Origin of the sequence: Pseudomonas sp. PSKL.D1 (genome assembly GCF_028898945.1) — a bacterium.
Classification (GTDB): Bacteria; Pseudomonadota; Gammaproteobacteria; order Pseudomonadales; family Pseudomonadaceae; genus Aquipseudomonas.
This window is the reverse complement of sequence record NZ_CP118607.1, coordinates 1,430,862-1,453,102: the sequence shown is the minus strand read 5'-3', so window position 1 is coordinate 1,453,102 and position 22,241 is coordinate 1,430,862. Positions and strand designations below refer to the sequence as shown.

General features: G+C 62.4%; 17 protein-coding genes and 2 pseudogenes. 9 read left to right on the top strand and 10 right to left on the bottom strand.

The features are described 5' to 3' along the window. Positions 1-81: 81 nt before the first annotated feature. From bglX to PVV54_RS26545, 3 genes and pseudogenes are all read left to right on the top strand, one after another. Positions 82-2,403 (top strand): beta-glucosidase BglX, encoded by a 2,322-nt coding sequence (bglX, locus tag PVV54_RS06410; protein WP_274909131.1) that lies wholly within the window; start codon positions 82-84, stop codon positions 2,401-2,403. A gap of 50 nt (positions 2,404-2,453) precedes the next feature. Further along, a pseudogene (locus tag PVV54_RS26550) lies at positions 2,454-3,593 on the top strand (methyl-accepting chemotaxis protein); the annotation flags it as partial. Continuing rightward, a complete protein-coding gene (locus PVV54_RS26545) occupies positions 3,585-4,448 on the top strand; it encodes a methyl-accepting chemotaxis protein (protein ID WP_446731453.1) in 864 nt (287 codons plus the stop codon). The pseudogene PVV54_RS26550 and the gene PVV54_RS26545, both read left to right, overlap by 9 nt. A 104-nt stretch (positions 4,449-4,552) precedes the next feature. On the opposite strand, the gene PVV54_RS06400 is transcribed toward PVV54_RS26545, so the two are convergent. The 3 genes from PVV54_RS06400 to PVV54_RS06390 form a co-directional block, all read right to left on the bottom strand. Beyond that, entirely contained in the window at positions 4,553-5,386 is an 834-nt protein-coding gene (locus tag PVV54_RS06400) for an amidohydrolase family protein (RefSeq protein ID WP_274909129.1), read from the bottom strand. Between the two features lie 24 nt (positions 5,387-5,410). After that, positions 5,411-6,685 carry an MFS transporter gene (locus PVV54_RS06395; protein ID WP_274909128.1) on the bottom strand — a complete coding sequence of 425 codons (1,275 nt, stop codon included), beginning with the start codon at positions 6,683-6,685 and terminating at the stop codon, positions 5,411-5,413. A gap of 129 nt (positions 6,686-6,814) precedes the next feature. Further along, positions 6,815-7,546 carry a GntR family transcriptional regulator gene (locus PVV54_RS06390; RefSeq protein WP_274909127.1) on the bottom strand — a complete coding sequence of 244 codons (732 nt, stop codon included), beginning with the start codon at positions 7,544-7,546 and terminating at the stop codon, positions 6,815-6,817. 147 nt (positions 7,547-7,693) lie between these two features. Between PVV54_RS06390 and PVV54_RS06385 the strand changes: the two genes are divergently transcribed. After that, positions 7,694-8,881 carry an MFS transporter gene (locus tag PVV54_RS06385; RefSeq protein ID WP_274909126.1) on the top strand — a complete coding sequence of 396 codons (1,188 nt, stop codon included), beginning with the start codon at positions 7,694-7,696 and terminating at the stop codon, positions 8,879-8,881. Between the two features lie 90 nt (positions 8,882-8,971). Next, positions 8,972-12,448, top strand: a complete 3,477-nt coding sequence (locus PVV54_RS06380; RefSeq protein ID WP_274909125.1) for a hybrid sensor histidine kinase/response regulator — start codon at positions 8,972-8,974, stop codon at positions 12,446-12,448. On the opposite strand, the gene rmuC is transcribed toward PVV54_RS06380, so the two are convergent. Both rmuC and PVV54_RS06370 read right to left on the bottom strand, forming a co-directional pair. After that, positions 12,420-13,793: a DNA recombination protein RmuC gene (rmuC, locus tag PVV54_RS06375; protein ID WP_274910395.1), complete on the bottom strand. Its 1,374-nt coding sequence runs from the start codon at positions 13,791-13,793 to the stop codon at positions 12,420-12,422. The genes PVV54_RS06380 and rmuC overlap by 29 nt on opposite strands. A gap of 172 nt (positions 13,794-13,965) precedes the next feature. Beyond that, positions 13,966-14,307: pseudogene (locus tag PVV54_RS06370) on the bottom strand (sel1 repeat family protein); the annotation flags it as partial. A gap of 953 nt (positions 14,308-15,260) precedes the next feature. On the opposite strand from PVV54_RS06370, the gene PVV54_RS06365 reads away from it, so the two are divergent. The 3 genes from PVV54_RS06365 to PVV54_RS06355 all read left to right on the top strand — a co-directional run bounded on the left by PVV54_RS06365 (position 15,261) and on the right by PVV54_RS06355 (position 17,643). Further along, positions 15,261-15,485, top strand: coding sequence for a hypothetical protein (locus PVV54_RS06365; RefSeq protein ID WP_274909124.1), 225 nt, complete (start codon positions 15,261-15,263; stop codon positions 15,483-15,485). A 248-nt stretch (positions 15,486-15,733) separates the two neighbouring features. After that, positions 15,734-16,216 carry a hypothetical protein gene (locus PVV54_RS06360; RefSeq protein WP_274909123.1) on the top strand — a complete coding sequence of 161 codons (483 nt, stop codon included), beginning with the start codon at positions 15,734-15,736 and terminating at the stop codon, positions 16,214-16,216. A 146-nt stretch (positions 16,217-16,362) separates the two neighbouring features. Further along, positions 16,363-17,643, top strand: coding sequence for an OmpP1/FadL family transporter (locus PVV54_RS06355; protein WP_274909122.1), 1,281 nt, complete (start codon positions 16,363-16,365; stop codon positions 17,641-17,643). Positions 17,644-17,685: 42 nt separating this feature from the next. Here the strand turns inward: PVV54_RS06355 and PVV54_RS06350 are convergent, their stop codons facing one another. Continuing rightward, positions 17,686-18,615: a LysR family transcriptional regulator gene (locus PVV54_RS06350; RefSeq protein ID WP_274909121.1), complete on the bottom strand. Its 930-nt coding sequence runs from the start codon at positions 18,613-18,615 to the stop codon at positions 17,686-17,688. A 113-nt stretch (positions 18,616-18,728) separates the two neighbouring features. On the opposite strand from PVV54_RS06350, the gene PVV54_RS06345 reads away from it, so the two are divergent. Then, positions 18,729-18,980 (top strand): DUF2798 domain-containing protein, encoded by a 252-nt coding sequence (locus tag PVV54_RS06345; protein WP_274909120.1) that lies wholly within the window; start codon positions 18,729-18,731, stop codon positions 18,978-18,980. Between the two features lie 2 nt (positions 18,981-18,982). Here PVV54_RS06345 and PVV54_RS06340 read toward each other — a convergent pair whose 3' ends face one another. The 4 genes from PVV54_RS06340 to PVV54_RS06325 all read right to left on the bottom strand — a co-directional run bounded on the left by PVV54_RS06340 (position 18,983) and on the right by PVV54_RS06325 (position 22,240). Continuing rightward, positions 18,983-19,537 carry a glutathione peroxidase gene (locus PVV54_RS06340; protein ID WP_274909119.1) on the bottom strand — a complete coding sequence of 185 codons (555 nt, stop codon included), beginning with the start codon at positions 19,535-19,537 and terminating at the stop codon, positions 18,983-18,985. A gap of 258 nt (positions 19,538-19,795) precedes the next feature. Next, a complete protein-coding gene (locus tag PVV54_RS06335) occupies positions 19,796-20,998 on the bottom strand; it encodes an MFS transporter (protein WP_274909118.1) in 1,203 nt (400 codons plus the stop codon). A gap of 63 nt (positions 20,999-21,061) precedes the next feature. Next, entirely contained in the window at positions 21,062-21,466 is a 405-nt protein-coding gene (locus PVV54_RS06330) for a MarR family winged helix-turn-helix transcriptional regulator (protein ID WP_274909117.1), read from the bottom strand. A 42-nt stretch (positions 21,467-21,508) separates the two neighbouring features. Further along, complete coding sequence (locus PVV54_RS06325) at positions 21,509-22,240, bottom strand: adenosylcobinamide-GDP ribazoletransferase (RefSeq protein ID WP_274909116.1); 732 nt, start codon at positions 22,238-22,240, stop codon at positions 21,509-21,511. Between the last annotated feature and the right edge of the window lies 1 nt (position 22,241).

Below are 22,241 nucleotides of genomic sequence, written 5' to 3'. Positions count from 1 at the left end.
TGTCAACTGACAGTTTTGCCAGTAGCCCCACCATGGCAGCGCGGGCACCCTTGTCGCATACCTTCAAACGGATGCACTGCGATGGCCGGGCAGCACCTGAAGCACATCCACATGCCTTCGGTTTTGGCATTGCTGATGGGCGCCTTGCTGGTTGCGGGTGCCACGCACTATACGAAAAACTTGCCCGCCAATGACAAGGAGCGTTATCTGGATGAAGTGCTCAGCCGGATGCAACTGAGCGAGAAGGTGGGCCAGTTGCGCATGCTGGACGCGCGTGGCGCGCTGGACTCACCGGCCATTCAGGACCTGCTCGATGCCGTGCACCGCGGCGAAGTCGGTTCGATTCTCCCCGCCCCCGGCGTTGATCGCGCAACCTTGCGCGCGCTGCAGGATGAAGCCATGGACAGCCGCCTGCAGATCCCGCTGTTCTTTGCTGGCGATGTGATCCATGGCCATCGCACGGTATTCCCCATCGGCCTCGGCCTGGCCTCGAGTTGGGATATGCAGGCCATCGCCACCAGCGCCCGAACGGCGGCAGTAGAGGCAACCGCCGATGGCTTGGACATGACCTTCGCGCCGATGGTCGACATCAGCCGGGACCCGCGCTGGGGCCGCGTCGCCGAAGGATTTGGTGAAGACCCTTACCTGGCAGGCCAGGCCGGAGCGACGGCAGTTCTGGGATTCCAAGGGCCAACAGTGGGAGCGGCCGACAGCCTGATGGCCTGCGTCAAGCATTACGCCGCTTACGGCGCCGTCGAAGGCGGGCGTGACTACAACAGCACTGACATGAGCCCGCACAAATTACTGCAGTACTACCTGCCCCCTTACCGCGCCGCGCTTGACGCAGGTGCAGGCGCCGTAATGTCGGCCTACACCACCCTCAACGGCGTGCCTGCTTCTGCCAATCCATGGTTGCTGCATGAAGTGCTGCGCGAGCAATGGCAGTATCGCGGGTTGGTCATCAGTGACTACGATTCCGTTCAGGAACTGATCCCTCACGGTTACTCGGCAACCCCCGCCGAGGCTGCCAGTGCTGCGTTGCAAGCAGGTACACAAGTCAGCATGAGTGACCGTTTTTTTGCAGACGCACTGGCAGGGTTGGTGGAACAAGGCGTGGTGCCGATGCGTGTGCTGGACGATGCGGTGCGTCAGGTGCTTGCCACGAAGTATGACCTGGGCCTGTTCAAGGCCCCCTATCGCAGGCTCGGCGAGGCCAAGGACGACCCTGCCGACCCGAACGCTGAGCAACGCCTGCACCGTAACGAAGCCAGGGATGTCGCCAGGCGTTCGCTGGTGTTGCTGAAAAACCGTGATCAATTGCTGCCCTTGCCCAAGCGCGGCACAGTGGCCGTGATCGGGCCGCTGGCCGACAACCGGGTCGACATTCTTGGCAGTTGGCCAGCCAACGGCCAGCCCGCGCAAGCGGTCAGCCTGTACCAGGGCCTGAAAACCGCGCTGGGTAACCAGGGCAAGGTCCTTTACGCACTGGGGGCCAACATCAGTGACGATCAAGCCGCGTTCAGCCTGCTGGCAGACAACAAAGTCGACTTCGACCCACGTTCGCCTGCCACACTGCGTGCCGAAGCACTGGCCGTCGCACGGCAGGCCGATGTCATCATCGCGGCGCTGGGTGAAGCGCGTGGAATGGCCCATGAAGGCGCCAGCAAGACCGACCTGAACTTACCAAGCCAACAGAAGGCGTTGCTCAAGGCCCTGAAAGAAACCGGCAAACCTCTGGTGCTGGTGCTGATGAACGGCCGCCCGATGACCATTGAGGAAGAAAGCCGACAGGCAGATGCCGTGCTGGAAGCCTGGTTCAGTGGTACCGAAGGTGGCAACGCCATCGCCGATGTGCTGCTGGGCGACTACAACCCATCGGGCAAACTGCCCGTCACGTTCCCACGCAGCGTTGGCCAGATTCCGCTGTACTACAACCGCTTGAACACGGGCCGCCCTTTCGACCCGGCGCTTCACAAAGCCTACCGCTCCCGCTACTTCGACATCGACGACACCCCGCTCTACCCCTTCGGCTTCGGCTTGAGCTACACGCAATTCAGCCTTTCACCGCCAAGCCTTTCAACCCTGCGCTTGCAGCCTGGGCACACGCTGCAAGTCGAGGCGCAAGTGCAGAACACTGGAGGCCGCGCAGGCGAAACGGTGGTGCAGTTGTATATCCGCGACATCAGCGGTTCGGTGAGCCGCCCCATCAAGGAACTCAAAGGCTTTCAGAAAGTGCTGCTGGCCCCCGGGGAAAAGCGCCAGATCACCTTCGACATTGAGGAATCCACGCTGTCCTTCTACAACCAGAACCTGCAGTGGGGCGCCGAACCCGGCGCTTTTGATGTGATGGTCGGCCTGGACAGCGAACAGGTCAGTACCGCGCGCTTCGAGCTTATGCCCTGACAGATTTGGAAATACATCTACAGAATTCCGACCAGCGGTCGATAATTCATATGTATGACTACATCTCACAGAAGGAACAGACCTCCGGTCTCCTCCAACGCATAAGAAAAGGAGCTCAGCAGTATATGTTTACCTGGTTTGGCGACTTGAAGATCGCCCACAAACTTTTCATCGGTTTCGGCCTTGTGCTGGGCCTGACCTTGATCCAGTCGTTGATCAGCTGGGACGGGCTGGGCAGCCTGGTGCGGCGCAGCGAGGTGGTCAGCGAAGTGTCGCGCCTCAACGATGCACTCGGCGACCTGCGCGAAGCCCGCTTGCGTCATGCCATGGCCAATGGCGGCGAAAACGAGGGCAAGGCACTGCAAGGGGCGCTTGAGGCGTTTCAGGCCCCTTTGTCCAAACTGCGCGGCGTGCTGATCAAGCCACAGAGCCTGGCGCTGGTCAGCCAGGCCGAACAAACGCTGCAGGCCTACGCCGCCAACCAGGCACAGAGCTTCCAGTCCTATCAGAAGATGCGCGCTGCCCAGAAGGAAATGGGCGTGCTGGCCACTCAGTCGTTCGCCAGTATCGAGGACATCCGCAAGCAGGTACGCGCCCTGCCCGACGCCGAGCAGCGCTTCGTGCGCATCGAGGCGATCAACCAGATTCGCGAAAACCTGATTCTGCTGCGCTACCACGTGCGTGGCTACACCGGTAACACCAACGCCGACACCGAACAGCTGATGAACCAGCAGATCGCCACCACCGTGAACGACCTGCCGGGCCTGGTGGCCAGGTTCAATGGCAATTTCGCCGCACAGTTCGATACGCTGGGCCAGCAGGTACGTACCTATGCCCAGGCCGTAGAAACCTTCCGTGGCGAAGTCAGCAAGCTGGTGGACTACCGCAATGCCATGGGCCGGGACGTTGATACCCTCAACGGCTTGATTGGCCAGTTGCTCGACGCCCAGGCGGTGGCGGTGGTCAACGACAGCCAGTTCGCCAAGAACCTGCAGATCATCACCACCTTGCTGGCCTTGTTGCTGGGCATCCTCGCCGCCATTCTCATCGCACGCCAGATCAGCGCCCCCCTGCAGCAAGCCTTGCGGGCCATGCAACAGGTGGCCGCGGGCGACCTCAGCGAGCAGCCTGCCAGCAAGCGCCGTGACGAAGTGGGCCAGTTGCAGAACGCACTGCACGGCATGACCCGCAGCCTGCGCGACCTGGTGGCCCAGGTACGCGATGGCATTTCGCAGATTGCCAGCGCCACCGAAGAGTTGTCGGCCATCACTGAGCAAACCAGCGCCGGTGCCAACAACCAGAAAGTGGAAACCGACCAGGTCGCCACCGCCATGCAGGAAATGGCCGCCACCGTGCATGAAGTGGCACGCAACGCGGGCGAAGCGTCCCAGGCCGCCAGTGCGACCGACGAAGAAGCCCGCGAGGGCGACAGCGTGGTCAACCGCGCGGTGGTGCAGATTGGCCGCCTGGCCGACCAGGTTGAAGCGACCGGCGAGGCCATGGGGGCATTGCGCACAGAAAGCCAGCGCATCGGCAAGGTCATGGACGTGATCAAGGCCGTGGCCGAGCAAACCAACCTGCTGGCGCTCAATGCCGCCATTGAAGCGGCCCGTGCTGGTGAGGCAGGCCGTGGCTTCGCCGTAGTGGCGGATGAAGTGCGCAGCCTGGCCCAACGTACCCAAGCGTCAACGCTGGAGATCGAATCGGCGATCGGTAGCCTGGAAGGCGGTACCCGCTCGGTGAGTGAGCTGATGGAAGAAAGCCGCAACCTCACCCAGAGCAGCGTGGCGCTGGTGCGCGAGGCAGGCGTTGCATTGGAGGGGATTACCCAGCGGGTGTCGGGAATACAGCTGATGAACCAGCAGATTGCCGCAGCGTCGGAGCAGCAGAGCGCGGTGGCCGAAGAGATCAGCCGCAGCGTTGTAACGGTGCGGGACATTTCCGAACAAACGGCTGAGGCCAGCCAACAGACGTCGGCGTCCAGCATTGAACTGGCGCGGTTGGGTGGGCAGTTGCAGCAAATGATCAGTCGGTTCAGGGTTTGAGATGACCAGTGCCAGCCCTTTCACGGGGCAAGCCCGCTTCTACGGGAAATTCACATCCCGTAGGCGCAGGCTAGCCCCGCGAAAGAGCCGGCACAGTCAGTACTTCAATCAAAACCGAACAATGCCCGCGCAGTTTCCACCAACAAAGCCCGCCGCAGTTCAACCGAACACCCCAGTGCTTCGAACTGCTCGACAACGGTGGTAAAGCTCACCACCGCCTCATGCTGGGTATGCGGCCAATCGCTGCCCCACATCAACCGCTCGGCCCCGTAGTGCGCTTCAAGCGCACCCAAGGCCTGGCGCGCGAACACCAGGTTTTCCTCCGGTGTGCCCTCCAACCGGTAGATGCCAGACACCTTCACCCACACCTTGCCCTTGCCCCCCAGGGTCAGCAGCTCGGCAAACCCGGGTTGCCCCAGGCCGAGGCGTGCATCGGGCCGGCCAAAATGGTCGACCACGATATTCAGGCCATAAGGCTCAAGCGCCCGCACCAGCGCCGGAATGTCCGCTACGTGCCGGTGCAGTTCCAGGTGCCAGCCCTGCTCGCCGATGCGCTCAAGCAACGGTCGCCAGGCACTGGCCGTGAGGTCCGGCAATGATTGGCCCATGAGGTTCAGGCGCACGCCCCTGACCCCGAGCCGGTTCATTTCATCCAGCGTTTCGCGCTCGACGCCCTGCTCCAGCATAACCACCCCGCGCAGCTGCTCCGGCACGGTCTGCAGGGCACTGAGCAGGTAGCGGTTGTCGGTGCCCAGGAAACTGGGCTGCACCAGCACGCCATGGCTGAAACCATGGCCCTGCAACTGGGCCAGGTAATCGCCCAGCGGTGCGTCGTAAGTCGGCGCATAGCGGCGCTCGCTGGCCAGGTTCAGCCCGCGGCTGAAAACGTGGGCGTGGCTGTCAATGGCGGTGATGGGTGAAGCTGGGGCGTCGGGCATGATGTTCATCGAAACAGGTTGATATTACTTGGCGACTGCGCCGGGCATCTGCGCCGCAGGGGCGGCTTCAAGGCTACGGCCGCGGGTTTCAGGCAGGCACAACGCGGCGATCATGGCCACGCCATAGGCGATGCCGGCGTCGATGCCGATCGCACTGCCCAGCGACATGGACTCGCTCATGTGGCCGACCAGGAAGGGGAACACTGCCGACAGCACACGGCCGAAGTTGTAACAGAAGCCCACCCCGGCACCACGCACATCGGCCGGGTACAGCTCGTTGAAGAACGAGCCCAGGCTGGCAGGAATACCGGCGGCGAAGAAGCCCAGCGGGAAGCCGAGGAACAGCATCTGGGTATTGGTCAGCGGGAAGAACACATAAGCCTGTACGGTCAGCACACAGCACAGGGCAAACAGCAGGATGTTCTTGCGTCGGCCAATGCGGTCGATGAGCATGCCGCTGGCCACGCAGCCGCACCAGAAGGCGAAGATGATCACCGCCAGGTAGCCACCGGAGTTCAGCACCGAGAGGTTGCGCTCGGTTTTGAGGAAGGTCGGTAACCAGGTCATCACGGCGTGGTAGCCACCGTGGGCACCCAGGCCCAGCAGGCCGCCCAGCAGGGTTACGCGCAGCAGCTCGGGGCGGAAGATACCGGCCATGGACTTGAAGAAGCTGCCCGGGATGGCTTTTTCCTTCTGCAGGCGCTGGAAGCTCTCGGGCTCCGGTACGTTGCGGCGCACCCAGATGATCAGCAGCGAAGGCAGCAGGCCGATGAAGAACATCACGCGCCAGGCGTACTCCGCCGGTACCAGCGAGTAGATCAGGGTGAACAGTGCCACCGCCAGGCCCCAGCCCACGGCCCAGGCACTTTGTACGGTGCCCATCACCTTGCCACGGTATTTGGGGTTGATGGTTTCGGCCATCAGCACCGCACCGGCGGCCCACTCACCACCAATGCCGAAGCCTTGCATGGCTTTGACGAACAGCAGCGGGTAGAAGCCGGTGACAAAAGCGGACAGGAAGGTGAAGCAGGAGAACCAGAGGATCATCCACTGCAAGGTGCGCACACGGCCATAACGGTCCGACAAGGTGCCGCCGAGCCAGCCGCCGATCGCCGAGGTGACCAGGGTCACGCCGCTTATCAGGCCGGCATCACCCTTGGAGAGGGAGAAAGCCGCGATCAACGCGGGGATGGCCAGGCCGAACATCTGCACCTCAAGTGCGTCGAGCGACCAGCCACCAAAACAGGCCCAGAACGTCTTGCGTTCCCGTGAAGTGATTTGGCGATACCAGCTGAACATGCTTTTTATCCTTCTAGTTGTGTGTGTTGCGGCCGGGCATGCCTAAGCGCTGGCACGCTGACGACCGGGCAGGCGAAGCCACTGCGCCGTGGCAACGGCGCAGACGGGTAACAGGGCAGAGCAGCCGGTTTAGCGAATGTCGACGCGGTAGCGGAAATGCTGCGCATGGCCGCGCGAGCGGCGCCATTCGAGGGGTTTGCCGGCGTAATCACGGGCCAGACGCTCGATCACCACCACCGGGCTGTCGGCAGGCAATTGCAACAAGCGCCCGTGCGTCGCATCGACTGTTTCGGCGGTCAGGGTTTCTTCGGCGTAGGCCACCACCTGGCCGCACAATTCTTCGTAGATCGGGTAAAGCAGCGGGCCCTTGCGGTCCAGCTCCACATCCAGCAACGGCTGGAAGGTATGGCGCGGCAGCCAGATTTCTTCGGCGAGCACCGGTTGGGCACCGAGCAGACGAGTACGCACGATGCGGATGACTTCAGCTTCGGCGGCCAGCCCCAAGGCCTCGGCAACGGCCGACGGTGCAGGGACAGGTTCGATGGACAGAATGCGGCTTTCCGGCATCACCCGCTCACCGTTGGCGGTTTCGAAGCGGAAGAAACGGAACAGCGAGGACTGGAACTGCGGGCGGCGAATGAAAGTGCCACGGCCCTGCTGGCGCTCCAGAATACCTTCGGTAACCAGCACGTCGACCGCCTTGCGCACGGTGCCGACCGACATGTCGAATTCGCTGGCCAGTGCCGCTTCGGTGGGGATGGCTTCACCGGGGCGCCAGCGGTTGTTGGCAATCTGATCGACCAGATGGTCGCGCAGTTGTTGATAGAGTGGCAGTCGCGCATCACCGGACAATGGGTGCATGGGTCGCTCTCTCGTCTTGTTATATAAACATATATATGAATTTTTCCCAGAGTATTCCCGCTGGGGGGCGGGCTGTCAATCCTCCGCCTGTCGCCCTTCTTCTATATGCTTGGGTATCGGCAACTTCCCCACAACAAGGACGTGGCAATGCTCGCCGCCCTCAAAGGCTACCCCTCCCCCATCCGCCTGCTGCTGGCCACCACGTTTACCCTGACCGTGGCACGTGCCCTGACCCTGCCCTACCTGGTGGTCTACCTGGCCGACAACTTCCAGCTGTCGGTCGGCCAGATCGGTGTATTGATCGGTGGCGCACTGATCGTCGCCTCCTTGCTGAGCCTCTACGGCGGGCACCTGGTCGACACCCTGCGCAATCATACCGTGGTGACCGCCAGCACACTGGTGTTCGCCCTGGCCTTCATCGCCGCCATCGCCAGCCGCTCGGCGCTGCTGTTTTTCGTCTGCCTGGTGCTGATCAACCTGGCGCTGGCCGTGGTCGACATTGCCGCCAAGGCCGGTTTCTGTGCGCTGCTGCCGGTGGAGCAGCGCGCTGAGGTTTTCGCCATCAAGTACACCTTGAGCAACATCGGTTATGCCGTGGGGCCAATGCTCGGCGTGGCCATGCTGGAATTCGACGATCACCTGCCCTTCATCGCCTCGGCCCTTACCGGCCTGGGCATGTGCCTGACCTACTGGCAGCTTGGCGACCGCAGCCTGCAGGCCAGTTCCAGCGCGCAGCCCGGTGCCGGGTTTGTTCAGGTCGCATTGGGCCTGGTACGCGATCGGCGGCTGGTGTACTTCACGCTGGGCGGTGTCCTCAGTGCCGTGGTGTTCGGGCAATTCACCGCTTACCTGTCCCAGTATCTGGTGGTGACCACCAGCGCCAGCGAGGCGGCGCGGCTGGTGGGCTACCTGGTGACGACCAACGCCGTCACGGTGATCGCCCTGCAGTACCTGATCGGCAAGCGCATCGGCCGCCAGCAATTGATGCCTTGGCTGCTGGCCGGCATGGCACTGTTCATTGCCGGGCTGGTGGGTTTTTCGCTGGCCGGGTCGGTGCTGGCCTGGTGCCTGGCGATGCTGGTGTTCACCCTGGGCGAAATCATCGTCATACCGGCGGAGTACATGTTCATCGACCTGATTGCACCTGAGCATTTGCGGGGGGTGTATTACGGGGCACAGAACCTGTCCAACCTGGGCGCGGCACTGGGGCCGGTGCTGGTGGGTTTTGCCTTGGGGGTATGGTGGCCGGGGGTAATCTTCTACCTGCTGGTGGTGTCGGTGATACTGGCGGGCGTGTTTTACCGGATGGGAACCCGACATCCTGCGACGACCTGACGCTGCGACCATCGTCGACGCTGACGAACCGGCCCCTACGTGCCAGACTGATTGATCGGGACCGCGTTACCTTTTTGCTCCGGAGTCTTCATGTCGTTGTCCAGCGGGCTGATCGCCGTGGTCGCCCTGGCCTATATGGCCATCATGTTCGCCATCGCCTTTTACGGCGACCGCCGCAGCACGCCGCTGCCGCCGCGCCTGCGCGCCTGGGTGTACAGCCTGTCGCTGGCGGTGTACTGCACCAGCTGGACGTTCTTCGGCGCGGTCGGCCAGGCCGCCGAACAGCTGTGGGCGTTCTTGCCGATTTACCTGGGCCCGATCCTGCTGCTGATCTTCGCACCGTGGGTGCTGCAGAAGATGGTGCTGATCAGCAAGCAGCAGAACATCACCTCGATCGCCGACTTCATTGCCGCGCGCTATGGCAAGTCGCAGACGCTGGCCGTGGTGGTGGCGCTCATCTGCCTGGTCGGCGTGCTGCCCTACATCGCCTTGCAGCTAAAAGGTATCGTGCTCGGCGTCAACCTGCTGATCGGCGCCAACGCCGATGCCACCGGCACGCGGGTGCAGGACACCGCGCTGGTCGTTTCGCTGGTGCTGGCACTGTTTGCCATCGTGTTCGGCACGCGCAGCCTGGACGTCACCGAGCACCACCGTGGCATGGTGCTGGCGATTGCCTTCGAATCACTGATCAAGCTGCTGGCGTTTCTGGCCGTGGGCGTGTTCGTGGTGTTCAACCTGTACGACGGCTTTGACGACCTGCTCAGCCAGGCACGCCAATCGGTGCACCTGGACAGCTACTGGCAAGAGACCATCAACTGGCCGTCGATGGTGGTGCAAACCGCTGTCGCGATGATGGCGATCATCTGCCTGCCCCGGCAATTCCATGTGACGGTGGTGGAAAACATCGAACCCCAGGACATGCGCCTGGCCCGCTGGGTATTCCCGATGTACCTGGCGCTGGCCGCACTGTTCGTGGTGCCGATTGCCCTGGCCGGGCAGATGCTGCTGCCGGGCACGGTGATTTCCGACTCGTTCGTGATCAGCCTGCCGCTGGCCGAGGCGCACCCGAGCCTTGCCCTGCTGGCCTTCATCGGCGGCGCTTCGGCGGCTACCGGCATGGTCATCGTCGAGGCGGTGGCACTGTCGACCATGGTCTCCAACGACATGCTGCTGCCCTGGCTGTTGCGCCGCACCAACGCTGAACGGCCCTTCGAGGCGTTCCGCCACTGGATGCTGTCGGTACGCCGGGTCACCATCGTGGTCATCCTGCTGCTGGCCTACGTCAGCTACCGGCTGCTCGGCTCCACCGCCAGCCTGGCAACCATCGGCCAGATCGCCTTCGCCGCCGTCACCCAGCTGACCCCGGCCATGCTCGGCGCGCTGTACTGGAAGCAGGCCAACCGCCGCGGCGTATTCGCCGGGCTCGCGGCCGGCATCTTCCTGTGGTTCTACACCCTGGTGCTGCCGATCATTGCCCACAGCCTGAACGTCCCGCTGACGCTGTTCCCGGGCCTGGCCTGGCTGCACGGCAACCCGCTGGACCTGCCGATTACCCCACTCACGCAAGGCGTAGTGCTGTCGCTGGCCGGCAACTTCACCTTGTTCGCCTGGGTGTCGATGCTTTCGCGTACACGGGTATCGGAGCACTGGCAGGCGGGGCGTTTCATCGGCCAGCAAACCAGCGCACGGCCCAACGGCAAGCCGCTGCTGGCGGTGCAGATCGACGACCTGCTGACCCTGGCATCGCGCTTTGTCGGTGAAGAGCGCGCGCGGCAAAGCTTCATCCGCTTTGCCTACCGCCAGGGCAAGGGCTTCAACCCTAACCAGAATGCCGACGGTGACTGGATCGAACACACCGAGCGGCTGCTGGCCGGTGTGCTTGGCACCTCGTCGACCCGCGCCGTGGTGAAGGCCGCCATCGAAGGCCGCGACATGCAGCTTGAAGACGTGGTGCGCATCGCCGACGAAGCCAGCGAGGTGCTGCAGTTCAACCGCGCGCTGCTGCAAGGCGCCATCGAGAACATCAACCAAGGCATCAGCGTAGTCGACCAGAACCTGCACCTGGTCGCCTGGAACCGCCGCTACCTGGAGCTTTTCAACTATCCGGACGGACTGATCAGCGTAGGCCGGCCAATTGCCGACATCATCCGCTACAACGCCGACCGTGGCCTGTGCGGCCCTGGGGAAGCCCAGGTGCACGTGGCGCGGCGCCTGCACTGGATGCGCCAAGGCCGCGCGCATTCCTCCGAACGGCTGTTCCCCAATGGCCGGGTGATCGAGCTGATCGGCAACCCGATGCCCGGTGGCGGTTTTGTGATGAGCTTTACCGACATCACCCCGTTCCGCGAAGCCGAGCAGGCCCTGCGCGATTCCAACGAGGGGCTGGAGCAGCGGGTGGCCGAACGTACCCACGAGCTTTCGCAACTCAACCAGGCGTTGTCGGAGGCCAAGAGCCAGGCCGAGGCGGTGAGCAAGTCCAAAACCCGCTTCCTGGCCGCCGTCAGCCACGACCTGATGCAGCCACTGAACGCCGCACGGCTGTTTTCCGCCGCCCTGTCGCAGCAGGCCGAAGGCATGAACGAGGAGGCCCAGCAGCTGGTGCAGCACATGGACAGCTCGCTGCGCTCGGCCGAAGAGCTGATCAGCGACCTGCTGGACATTTCCCGCCTGGAAAACGGCAAGATCACCCCCGATGCCAAGCCCTTCGCGCTGAACGAGCTGTTCGATACCCTCGGCGCCGAGTTCAAGGTGCTGGCCGCCGAAAAAGGCCTGGAATTCCGCCTGCGCGGCAGCCAGTTGCGCATCGACAGCGACATGCGGCTGCTGCGCCGGGTGCTGCAGAACTTCCTCACCAATGCCCTGCGCTATGGCAAGAGCCCGATTTTGCTAGGCGTGCGCCGCCAGGGCGAACGTTTGTGGCTGGAGGTGTGGGACCGTGGCCCTGGCATCGCCGACGACAAGCTGCAAGTGATCTTCCAGGAGTTCAAACGCCTGGACAGCCACCAGACCCGCGCCGAAAAAGGCCTGGGCCTGGGCCTGGCCATCGCCGATGGCCTGTGCCGCGTGCTCGGGCATCGGTTGGAGGTACGGTCCTGGCCGGGCAAGGGCACGGTGTTTCGCGTCAGCGTGCCAATCGCCCGTCAGGCGGTTGCGGCACCCGTGGCGCCAAGCGAACAGGCCAGCCAGCCACTGGCCGGGCTGCAGGTACTGTGCGTGGACAACGAAGACAGCATCCTGATCGGCATGAACAGCCTGCTCAGCCGCTGGGGTTGCCAGGTATGGACCGCGCGCAACCGCGCCGAATGCGAAGCTTTGCTGGACAAAGGCATGCGCCCGCACCTGGCACTGGTGGACTATCACCTGGATGAGGGCGATACCGGTACGCAGCTGATGGCCTGGCTACGCGCCCGCCTGGGTGAACCGGTACCGGGCGTGGTGATCAGCGCCGACGGCAGCAAGGAAACCATCGCCCTGGTGCACGCCGGGGGCCTGGACTACCTCGCCAAGCCGGTAAAGCCGGCGGCCTTGCGGGCACTGCTCAATCGCCATCTGAGCCTGGTTCAGTAACGGCTTCGTCCGGCAGCGCTTCGCCAGTCAATGCCCGCTCCAGCAGGTCGGCCGGCAGGCTCTTGCTGGCGCGAGCACCCAGCAGTTTGAGCTGTTCACTGCGGCTGACCAGGTTGCCTCGGCCCTCGCACAGTTTGTTGCGTGCGGCGGCGTAGGCTTTGTCGACCTGCTGCAGGCGGTTGCCCAGCTCGTCCAGGTCCTGGATGAACAGCACGAACTTGTCGTACAGCCAACCGGCCCGCTCGGCGATCTCGCGGGCGTTCTGGCCCTGGCGCTCCTGCTTCCACAGGCTGTCGATCACCCGCAACGTGGCAAGCAAGGTGGTTGGGCTGACAATCACGATCTGCCGGTCGAACGCCTCCTGGAACAGGTTGGGTTCGGCTTGCAGCGCAGCCGAGAATGCCGCTTCGATAGGCACGAAAAGCAGCACGAAGTCCAGGCTGTGCAGGCCTTCGAGGCGGTTGTAGTCTTTGCTGGACAAGCCTTTGATGTGGCTGCGCAGCGATTGCACGTGCTGCTTGAGTGCCGCTTCGTCGTTGCTGCCGACAAACTGCTGGTACGCGGTCAGGCTGACCTTGGCGTCGACCACCACCTGCTTGTCGCCGGGCAGCATGATCAGTACGTCCGGCTGGAAGCGCTCACCGTCCGCACTCTTGAGGCTGACCTGGGTCTGGTACTCGCGGCCCTTCTCCAGCCCGGCGTGTTCCAGCACCCGCTCAAGAATCAGCTCACCCCAGTTGCCTTGGGTTTTCTGGCCTTTGAGCGCCTGGGTGAGGTTGGTGGCTTCGTCGGACAAGCGCAGGTTGAGCTGCTGCAGGCGCTCCAGCTCCTTGCCCAGCGAAAAGCGCTCACGGGCCTCTTGCTGGTAGCTTTCGTCCACGCGCTTTTCGAAGGCCTGGATGCGCTCCTTGAGTGGGTCGAGCAACTGGCCCAGGTGCTGCTGGCTGGTCTGGGCAAAGCGCTGCTCGCGCTCGTCGAAGATCTTGGTGGCCAGGTCGGCAAACTGGGCGCGCAGGGTATCGCGGGCTTCTTGCAGGTCTTCCAGGCGTTGCTGGTGGCTGTCCTGCTGCTCGCGCAGCTCGGCTTCCAGACGCGCGGCCTGCGCCTCCAGGCGGCGTTGTTCGGCTTCGCGGCCGGCACGCTCCAGATGCCAGGCATGGGCAGCGTCGCGTGCGTTGTCTCGGTCGACTTGCAGCAACTCAAGCTCCCGCCCCTGAGCAGCGAGCTGGGTTTGTTTAACGGTGTTGGCTTCGCTGAGGTCGCTGATTTCGTCGCGGCTGGCATCCAGCTGCGCCTGCAAGCCTGCCTGGGCCAACAGTGCACCATTGAGGCGTTCGTCCAGCAAGGCGCGCTCAGCCTTGTAGGCACCTTGGCGGCGCTGCACCTGCATGACCCAACCCAGGCAAGGCAAAGCGCCTGCCACCAAGCCCAGCAGAATGCTGGCCAAATCCACTGCCATGCTTACCCCGATCGGTCCGTTGCCACGTGTGCGCAGCTTATCAGTCTGCTCGGGAGGTTGCCTGCTCTGGCTCGCCGCCCAGCCCCAGGCGGGCCATTTCCTGTTGCGCCCGGCGGTCACCTGCACGGGCCGCATGGCGCAGCAGCTCCTGGCCAATGCGGCGGTCGCGGGCACCGCCACAATCACGACAGAGCATCTGCCCAAGGCGGCTTTGCGCCTCGACCACACCTTGGCGCGCCGGTTGTTTGAGCAAGCGCCCGGCCAGGTGCTTGACCTGTGGCTTGTCACCCAGGCGCGGGTTATCGAGCAGCCAGGCGGCCACTTTCAATGAAAAGCGTTTGGGGGCAGCGTTTGATGTAGAAACAGCAGAACCGGCGAGATTTTTACCGCGAAACATCATGACCAACAGCGAAGGCAGCTCGAAAGGCGCGCCACTCTACTCCTTTTCGCACCCCCTGACCCGACAATTTCGGCTGTATGTAAAAAAAATTCCCATGATCGTTTCTTGACGTTTTCAGGTGGATGACCAAGCGGTCGATGGGTGCCTGACAATTGTCGGACAGTTCTCCAATTTGCTGGCACACCCGTCCTAGAGCAAGCGCTCGGGACAATCCACAGTTCCTGTGGATAACTCAGTGGACAACCCCTTCCCACCTCCCGCAAACCCCCGTGAAATGGGGCCTCAAGTCAAACTGACGATTTTTTCACCAGTGAAAATTAGTGTTTTTTTTCATTGACTTAAGGATCAAGTCAAGGCATTGGCGAGCGTTGCCAGGGCTGTTATTGCGCCGTTACAACTCACGCCTCGAATGTGAACAAGTGCACCGAAAACCTGCATTTGAATGCACGAAATTGGCACATCGGGCCAGGTATGGGCCATTTGCCCCCTCTTCACACAGCGTTCAAGACGCGGCATACTGCGCGGCTCACCTGACAAAACGTATCAGCACTTGCCAAGCCTGTCGGTTTCCGGTAAGGTGCGCTCCGTTAGTACACCAGCTGAAAGTCAATTCTGGCCACCAACGTCCTTGCCGCCTCACTCCCCCAACAGTGATCGCTGCTGAAACCAGGACCGGCCCCATCGATGATTCACTCGCCAGCCTAAAGCTGCTCAAGCACGAATCACGTTACAGATTGATCAGGATTCAACCCCGACGGCCCAGAACCTTGGCCCCGGCGTGCTGCCTGTCTTCTGAAGTACCTACCGGTCAGCCCAAGCGCCCACCTTTGATTGCGCCCCTCTGGCTGCTTTGTTCCAGTCTGGTTCGTTCGTCCCTTAATAAAGGCGTCACTGGAACGTTTCTATCATGCACGGATCAGAAACCCGTGTTTAAAGCAGGAACCTCCAACAATATGCAAACTCATCATCAAATTCAGGCTGCCATTGGCACCCTCTCCCAGGCCTTCTCGCCGTTGAAGTGCCTCATTGTTGCCCCACGCAAGGGCAGCTTCAGCTTTACCCTGGTGGACGAACACGGCGTCGCCTGCCACACCGAGCGCCTGTACCCCGAACAGTACAGCCGTGCCGAGCCGCTGCAGGCGGTGATCGCCCGGACCCGCCAGTCGCTCACCGCGTGAGCGGCGAATACCGGGGCATTCAGCCTCTGAATATCGCCCTCAGCCTGCTGCCTGATCGTTCTTGGCCTAATTGCCGCAAGGCATATGGCGCTGCACGTCAGGCAGCAATCGATTTAAAAACAGCCCTTTACACCACGCTTATCACACTACACTTCAACTCGAGCGGCCCTTGCCGCTTCCGGCGGGCCTGACCAATCACCAGCTGCCAAGCTCCAGCGCCCGTCGGCCCTTAATTGCTCGAGGGCATCATGGGTATCGCGGCGAATGAATTGTGTCTGTATGTGATCCGGCCAACCCTGGTCTACCTGAACCGCCATTGCGCCAGCGCCGAAGCCCTATTGCTGGGCATTGCGGCCAGCCAGTCGGCACTCGGTTCGGCCTTGCATGACCGCCGTGGCCACGGCCTCTACCGCATTTGCGAGCATCGCCACCAGGCCGTGTGGGACGACTACCTCGCCCGCGACCCCGAGCTGGCCAGCGTGGTACGCGGCCTGGCGAGCCAGCACGCATTTCTCGGCGGCCCCCATCTGGAGCTTGCCGTGAACCTGCGCTACGCCACCGCAATTGCCTGGATGCTCATCGAAGAACAGCAACTTGCCCTGCCGGCCGCAGATGATCTGCTGGGCCTGGCACGCATCTGGCGGCAAATTTTCCACCCACAAGGTCGCCTCCGTGACTTTACCCAAGCGTGGCATTTGTGCATCGAGCAGAAATTGCCACAGGCATCTTGAGACACGTCTTACAGCTTTACCGGAAAAAAGGGAATTTTGGTCGGATTGTCCTACAAAACCGCTCTATCTCCAGTGATTCAGGCTATAGCGCGGCGCGTGATTTGTTGGTAGCTTTTCGCCCCGGAGATCACAAGGAGTTTCTAATAATGAAAAAAGCAATGCTCAAAACCTCCCTCGCCGTAGCCGTTTCTCTCGCCTCCAGCCAACTGTTCGCTGCCGGCTTTGCACTGAACGAGCAAAGCATCAGCGGCATGGGTACCGGTTTCGCGGGCCGTTCTTCTTCTGCCGATGATGCCAGCACCGTGTATGGCAACCCTGCAGGCATGTCCCGCCTGAAGCGTGAACAGTTCACCGTGGGGGGCGCAGCTGTCATCGCCAAAACCGACATCTCCGGCCCGGGAAGCAACTATGGTGGGGAAACCGACGGTGACATGGTTCCGGTCGTTGGCGTGCCGATGGGCTATTACGTCAAACCAATCGACGATCACTGGAGCGTAGGTTTCGGTGTATATGTGCCTTTCGGCCTGGTCACCGACTATGGCAGCGATGACGCGGCACGCTACTGGGGTAAAAAGAGCAAGGTCGAGGTCGTCACCTTCCAGCCAACCATCAGCTACGCCTTCAATGACAAGGTGTCGATCGGCTTTGGCCCGACCATCAACCGCATCAAGGGCGAGCTGGGTTCAAACCTGAGCAGCAAGGGGCTGCTGGGTGTGAATGGCCCTGATGGCGAAGTCAAGATCAAAGGCGATGACACTGCCATCGGTTACAACATTGGCGTGCTCGTCCAGGCCACTGACCGTACCCGCCTCGGCCTGACCTACCACTCGATGGTCGACTACAAGCTTGAAGGTGACACGCGTGTTTCCTACCCGATCCCGCAACTGGGCCTGAGTGGCAAATTCGACGCAAGCCTCAAGATCAAGACGCCTGAGTCCGTGGACTTCTCGATCACCCACGAACTTGATGACCAATGGACGCTGTATGCAGGCAGCACCTGGACTCGCTGGAGCCGCCTGGAAAGCATCATCGTCAAGAACGAAGTGTCGGCAGCGTACCCCCTGCAGACCATCACGGAAGAGCAGAACTGGCATGACACTTGGGCACATGCCATTGGTGCGTCCTACAAGGTGAACAAGGAGTGGACCCTGCGCGCAGGCTTCTCCATCGACCAGTCGCCAACCAACAACCACGACCGCTCGCCACGCATCCCTACCGGCGATCGCAAGGCAGTCAGCTTTGGTGCCGGTTGGAGCCCGAACGACGACATGACCATCGATGTCGCCTACTCCTACCTGTGGGAAGAAGACACCAAGGTCAACAACCTGCCTGACTCGCAACAGGAAGCCCTGCTCAAAGGCAGCTACCAGGCCAAGTACGAAAACAGCGCGCACGGTATCGGTGCCTCCCTTACCTACCGCTTCTAAGCCGTACTTGCTGCTCAAAAAACCGCCCTTGTGGCGGTTTTTTCATACCTGAACCTGCCAACTTGCTCCCAGCGATTCGCGCAGGCAATCCATGAATGCCCTCACTTTTGGCGTCAGGGCAAAGCGGTCGGCCACGCACAGGTAGATGTCCATCGGCTCGGTCTGCGCATAGGCCTGCCCGCTTTCGCTGTACTCGAACAACGGCACAAGTGCCCCGGACGCCAGATGCGGCTTGACCACGAACTCGGCCAGGCGGGTGATGCCGCCGTCATTGAGTGCCATCTGGGTCAGGGCATCGATGTCGTCACTGATCAGCACTGTGCCAAACGCCGCCTCAAACCGAAGGCCATCGCGTATGAAGCCCCAGCGCAGGAAGCGGCCATCCACCGGGTAGCGGAATACCAGGCAACGGTGGTCACGCAGCGCCTCTGGCGTGGCTGGCAAACCCGCTTCGGCAAGGTAACCCGGGGAAGCGCAGCAGATAAACGGGATGCGGGCGATGTGCCGTGCCAGCAGGTGGTCCTCCAGTTGCGGCGTGATGCGAAGGCTTATGTCGACGTCTTCTCGCGCATGATTAACCTGCCGGTCAGTCGTTACAAGCTCTATGGAAAGCAATGGGTAGCGTGCACTGAACGCAGGGATCAACGGTGCCAGAACATGGCGGCCAAAGGCAGACGTCGAGGCAATGCACAACCGCCCTTGCGGCTCGCTTTCGGGCGTGGTGACCGCCAGTTCGGCTTGAACAAGGTCACGCTCAATGTGCCGAACCCGCTCGTAATAGGTGCTTCCGGCCGAAGTCAGGGCCATGCTGCGCGTGGTGCGGCTGATCAGCCTGACCTGCAGATGCGCTTCGAGCCTAGCCAGATTCTGGCTAACCGCAGCAGGGCTGATGCCAAGGCCGCGAGCACCGGCCGCAATGCTGCCCGCCTCCACCACTCTGATGAAACTTCGGATGGCATTGAGCTGATCCATGGCGAGCCCTTCGATTCGTAAGAATCTCTTTATAAAGAACTCAGTGTCAGTGGTCTACAGCAGTGGCATCGCGCATTGCTAACCTGCAGCCTCACTTGCTCATTGGAGGCTCCATGATCACTACCCGTAGCCGTCGTAAACTGCGCCCCGGCGCCACCCCTTATGTGTTTGCCTTTTACATGTCGTCGATCATGGCGCTATTGATGTGTTTCGTGATTACCGCCGCCAATGCCGGCGTCAATCCGCAGTACCTGGGCAATGTGCTCAAGGCCTACCAGCTGGCCATGCCGGTCGCCTTCGTCTGCGTGCTGATGGTCAGGCCAATGGTGATGCGCCTGGTGGCACTGACCGTACACCCTCACTGAGCTCAGGGTTGAGACGCGATGGCCTTCTCGATCGCCGCCCTGAAGGCTTGATCATCAGGTTTGGTCAGGCTGGAGAAATTGCCGATCACCTTGCCTTTGCGGTCCACCACGTACTTGTAGAAATTCCACTTCGGGGCGCTGCTCTGCTGCGCAAGCTCCGCGAACAGCGGGATCGCATCCTTGCCGCGCACGGCCTGGGCCTTGGTCATGGTGAAGGTCACGCCGTAGTTGGCATAGCAAACCTTGGCGGTCTTCTCGGCATCGGCGTCTTCCTGCTTGAAGTCGTTCGACGGCACACCGAGCATCTCAAGGCCTTCGTCGTGGAATTCCTTGTAGGTGGCCTCGAGGCCTTCGAACTGCGGCGCAAAACCGCAGTAGCTGGCGGTGTTGACCACCACCAGCGGCTTGCCGGCAAAGCGCTCGCACAGGTCGATTTGCCCCTTGCCACGCAACTCGGGCAGGCTGCCCTGCAGCAGCGCCGGGCAGTCGGCGGCCCAGCTTGAAGTGGCGGCCAGCAACGTCAACAACGGCAATGCCAGCCAGTGTGCATGCTTCATCGTGTTCTCCTGCCAGTCGGTTCCTTGAGCTTGCAGGGTAGCGCTGTACCCAGCGCTTTGCACCACTGCCGCAGGAGATTCGGCCTGTAGGAGCGGCCTCGCCGGGGCGCCGGCGAGGCCGCTCCTACAGGATTTCGCAATCTTCCAGTGATCAACACACCCCCATCCCCAACTGCATCAACGCCAACCCACCCCGATGCCAGCCCCACCACGCCAGGGCCAACACCCCCACCACAGCGCCGGCCAGCAACCAGCGGCTCATGCCGCGCGTGCCTGCAGGCGGGCGACCGGGCGTTCACTCACCGGCCAGTTCAGGGCGCCTGCCATCAGGCTGAGCAGGATCGCGATCTGCCAGACCAGGTCGTAATTGCCGGTCTGGTCATACACCACGCCCCCCAGCCAACCACCGAGGAAGGCCCCCAGCTGGTGGAATAGAAACACGATGCCGCCCAGCATGGACAGGTTGCGCACGCCGAACACGGCGGCGACGGTGCCGTTGGTCAACGGTACGGTAGACAACCACAACAGGCCCATGGCGATGCCGAACAGGTAAGCGCTGGCTTGAGTCACCGGCGCCCACAGGAACAGCGCGATTACCACGGCGCGCAGCAGGTACAAGGCCGTCAGCAAGCGTGGCTTGGACATGCGCCCGCCCAGCCAGCCCGCCGTGTAGGTGCCTACGATATTGAACAGCCCGACCAGCGCCAGTACCGTGGTGCCGGTGGTGGCAGGCAGGTGCTGGTCGACCAGGTAGGCCGGCAGGTGAACGCCGATGAACACCACCTGGAAGCCGCACACGAAGAAGCCCAGCGCCAGCAGCCAGAAGCCACTGTGCGAGCAAGCCTCACGCAGGGCCTGGCCCAGCGTCTGTTCAGCGCCGTGGGCAGGCAGCGGGTTGTCTCGCAACATGCCCACCAATGGCACGATCAGTGCTACCAGCAGGCCCAGCACCAGCAAGGCTGCCGACCAGCCCAGCCACTCGATCAGGCCAAGGGTACCGGGCAGCATGGCGAACTGGCCAAACGAGCCGGCTGCGCTGGCGATGCCCATGGCCATGCTGCGTTTTTCCGCAGGCACGGCTCGGCCAACCACGCCCAGAATGACCGAGAACGACGTGCCGGAAAGACCGATGCCAATCAACAGGCCAGCACTGAGCGACAGTGACCATGCCGAGTCGGCCGTACTCATCAATAGCAGGCCAGCGGCGTAAAGAATGCCGCCAAGTATCACCACCCTGGCCGCGCCGAGGCGGTCAGCCAAGGCACCGGCAAAGGGCTGGGCCAGGCCCCAGATCAGGTTTTGCAGGGCAATGGCGAAGGCGAACACCTCGCGCCCCCAGCCAAAATCGACGCTCATTGGCGCAAGGAACAGGCCGAAACCGTGACGCACGCCGAGTGAAAGCGCCAGAATCAACGCCGCCCCCGCCAGTACCCAGCCGCTGGTTCGCCAAACCGATGTCATTGTCGTTATCTCCGGCACATCGCAAGGTTAAGCGGGTATATACCCGCGTTCAATCGCATTGAATCAGGCCAGCTGCTCCAGCAGACGCACCAACTCGTCCCTCGGCCCTTCTCCCAGTCGCTCCACCAGGCTGCGTTGCGCCTGCTCCCAGGCCGGGTGCGCCACCGCCAGCAGTGCGGTGCCCGCTTCGGTCAGCAGCACTACGCGGTTACGTTGGTCATCGCCATCGGCCAGCGCCACCAGGCCTTCAGCCTCCAGCACCCGTAGGTTGCGGCCCAGGGTGCTGCGCTCCAGCCCCATGGCCTCGGCCAGCGTGGTAATGCTCGGGCGGTCCAGGCGCTGCAAATGGCGCAACAGGGAAAACTGGGCGACATTGATGCCGAAGCCGACAAGGGCCTCGTCATAGTGCCGGCTTACCCCGCGGGCAGCACGACGCAGGTGGGTGCAGATGCATTCACTGGTCAACATGGAAACGTGTATATACCCGCATCAACCATGTTGCAAGAAGTTTCAGCAGACGGCCAGTGCCAGAATCACAGCAAGCTCAAGCAATTCCAGCATGGCCCCCGCGGTGTCCCCCGTGGTGCCGCCGAGCCGCTGGCACATCAACCGGCGCAGCCAGAAGAAGCCGACGAACGCCGCCAGCAAGGGCGCCAGTGCACTCCAACCGGCAAGCAACAGGCACAGTAGCAGGCTGCCAGACAGTACCCAGCCGGCGGCGCGACGCGGCAAGTGCTCAGCCAGCGCCTGGCCCAACCCACCCGGGCGGACATAGGGTGTACCGAGGAACAACCCGAGCATGGCCGCACGCCCCACCAGCGGCGCCATTAGCAACAGTGCGCCAGCGCCCCGCTCGACCAGCACCCACAAGGCGCAGAATTTCAGCAGCAGCACCAGTACCAGCGTGACCACGGCAATCGGCCCGCTGCGTGGGTCTTTCATGATCTGCAGGGTGCGCTCGCGGTCACCGAAACCACCCAGCCAGGCGTCCGCGCTGTCGGCCAGGCCGTCCAGGTGCAGGGCGCCGGTGAGCAAGACCCACAGTGTCAGCAGCAGCGCGGCATGCAAAGGCGCTGGCGTGCCCTGCAGCAGATGGCTGGCCAGCCACAGCAACACGCCAAACAGCAGGCCGACCACGGGGTACCACAGCAGCGAGCGCCCCATTTCGCGGAGCGCGGGCATACCCGGCAGGCTGACGGGCAAACTGCTCAAAAACTGCAACGCGATCCAGAACGGCAGCATG

Bases quoted from the DNA above. Each gene is read 5' to 3' on its own strand.
- PVV54_RS06395 (WP_274909128.1), bottom strand. From the start codon at position 6,685: ATGTTCAGCTGGTATCGCCAAATCACTTCACGGGAACGCAAGACGTTC.
- PVV54_RS06385 (WP_274909126.1), top strand. From the start codon at position 7,694: ATGCTCGCCGCCCTCAAAGGCTACCCCTCCCCCATCCGCCTGCTGCTG.
- PVV54_RS26545 (WP_446731453.1), top strand. From the start codon at position 3,585: ATGACCCGCAGCCTGCGCGACCTGGTGGCCCAGGTACGCGATGGCATT.
- PVV54_RS06355 (WP_274909122.1), top strand. From the start codon at position 16,363: ATGAAAAAAGCAATGCTCAAAACCTCCCTCGCCGTAGCCGTTTCTCTC.
- bglX (WP_274909131.1), top strand. From the start codon at position 82: ATGGCCGGGCAGCACCTGAAGCACATCCACATGCCTTCGGTTTTGGCA.
- PVV54_RS06360 (WP_274909123.1), top strand. From the start codon at position 15,734: ATGGGTATCGCGGCGAATGAATTGTGTCTGTATGTGATCCGGCCAACC.
- PVV54_RS06365 (WP_274909124.1), top strand. From the start codon at position 15,261: ATGCAAACTCATCATCAAATTCAGGCTGCCATTGGCACCCTCTCCCAG.
- PVV54_RS06350 (WP_274909121.1), bottom strand. From the start codon at position 18,615: ATGGATCAGCTCAATGCCATCCGAAGTTTCATCAGAGTGGTGGAGGCG.
- PVV54_RS06340 (WP_274909119.1), bottom strand. From the start codon at position 19,537: ATGAAGCATGCACACTGGCTGGCATTGCCGTTGTTGACGTTGCTGGCC.
- PVV54_RS06380 (WP_274909125.1), top strand. From the start codon at position 8,972: ATGTCGTTGTCCAGCGGGCTGATCGCCGTGGTCGCCCTGGCCTATATG.
- PVV54_RS06390 (WP_274909127.1), bottom strand. From the start codon at position 7,546: ATGCACCCATTGTCCGGTGATGCGCGACTGCCACTCTATCAACAACTG.
- PVV54_RS06325 (WP_274909116.1), bottom strand. From the start codon at position 22,240: ATGCTGCCGTTCTGGATCGCGTTGCAGTTTTTGAGCAGTTTGCCCGTC.
- PVV54_RS06335 (WP_274909118.1), bottom strand. From the start codon at position 20,998: ATGACATCGGTTTGGCGAACCAGCGGCTGGGTACTGGCGGGGGCGGCG.
- PVV54_RS06345 (WP_274909120.1), top strand. From the start codon at position 18,729: ATGATCACTACCCGTAGCCGTCGTAAACTGCGCCCCGGCGCCACCCCT.
- PVV54_RS06330 (WP_274909117.1), bottom strand. From the start codon at position 21,466: ATGTTGACCAGTGAATGCATCTGCACCCACCTGCGTCGTGCTGCCCGC.
- PVV54_RS06400 (WP_274909129.1), bottom strand. From the start codon at position 5,386: ATGCCCGACGCCCCAGCTTCACCCATCACCGCCATTGACAGCCACGCC.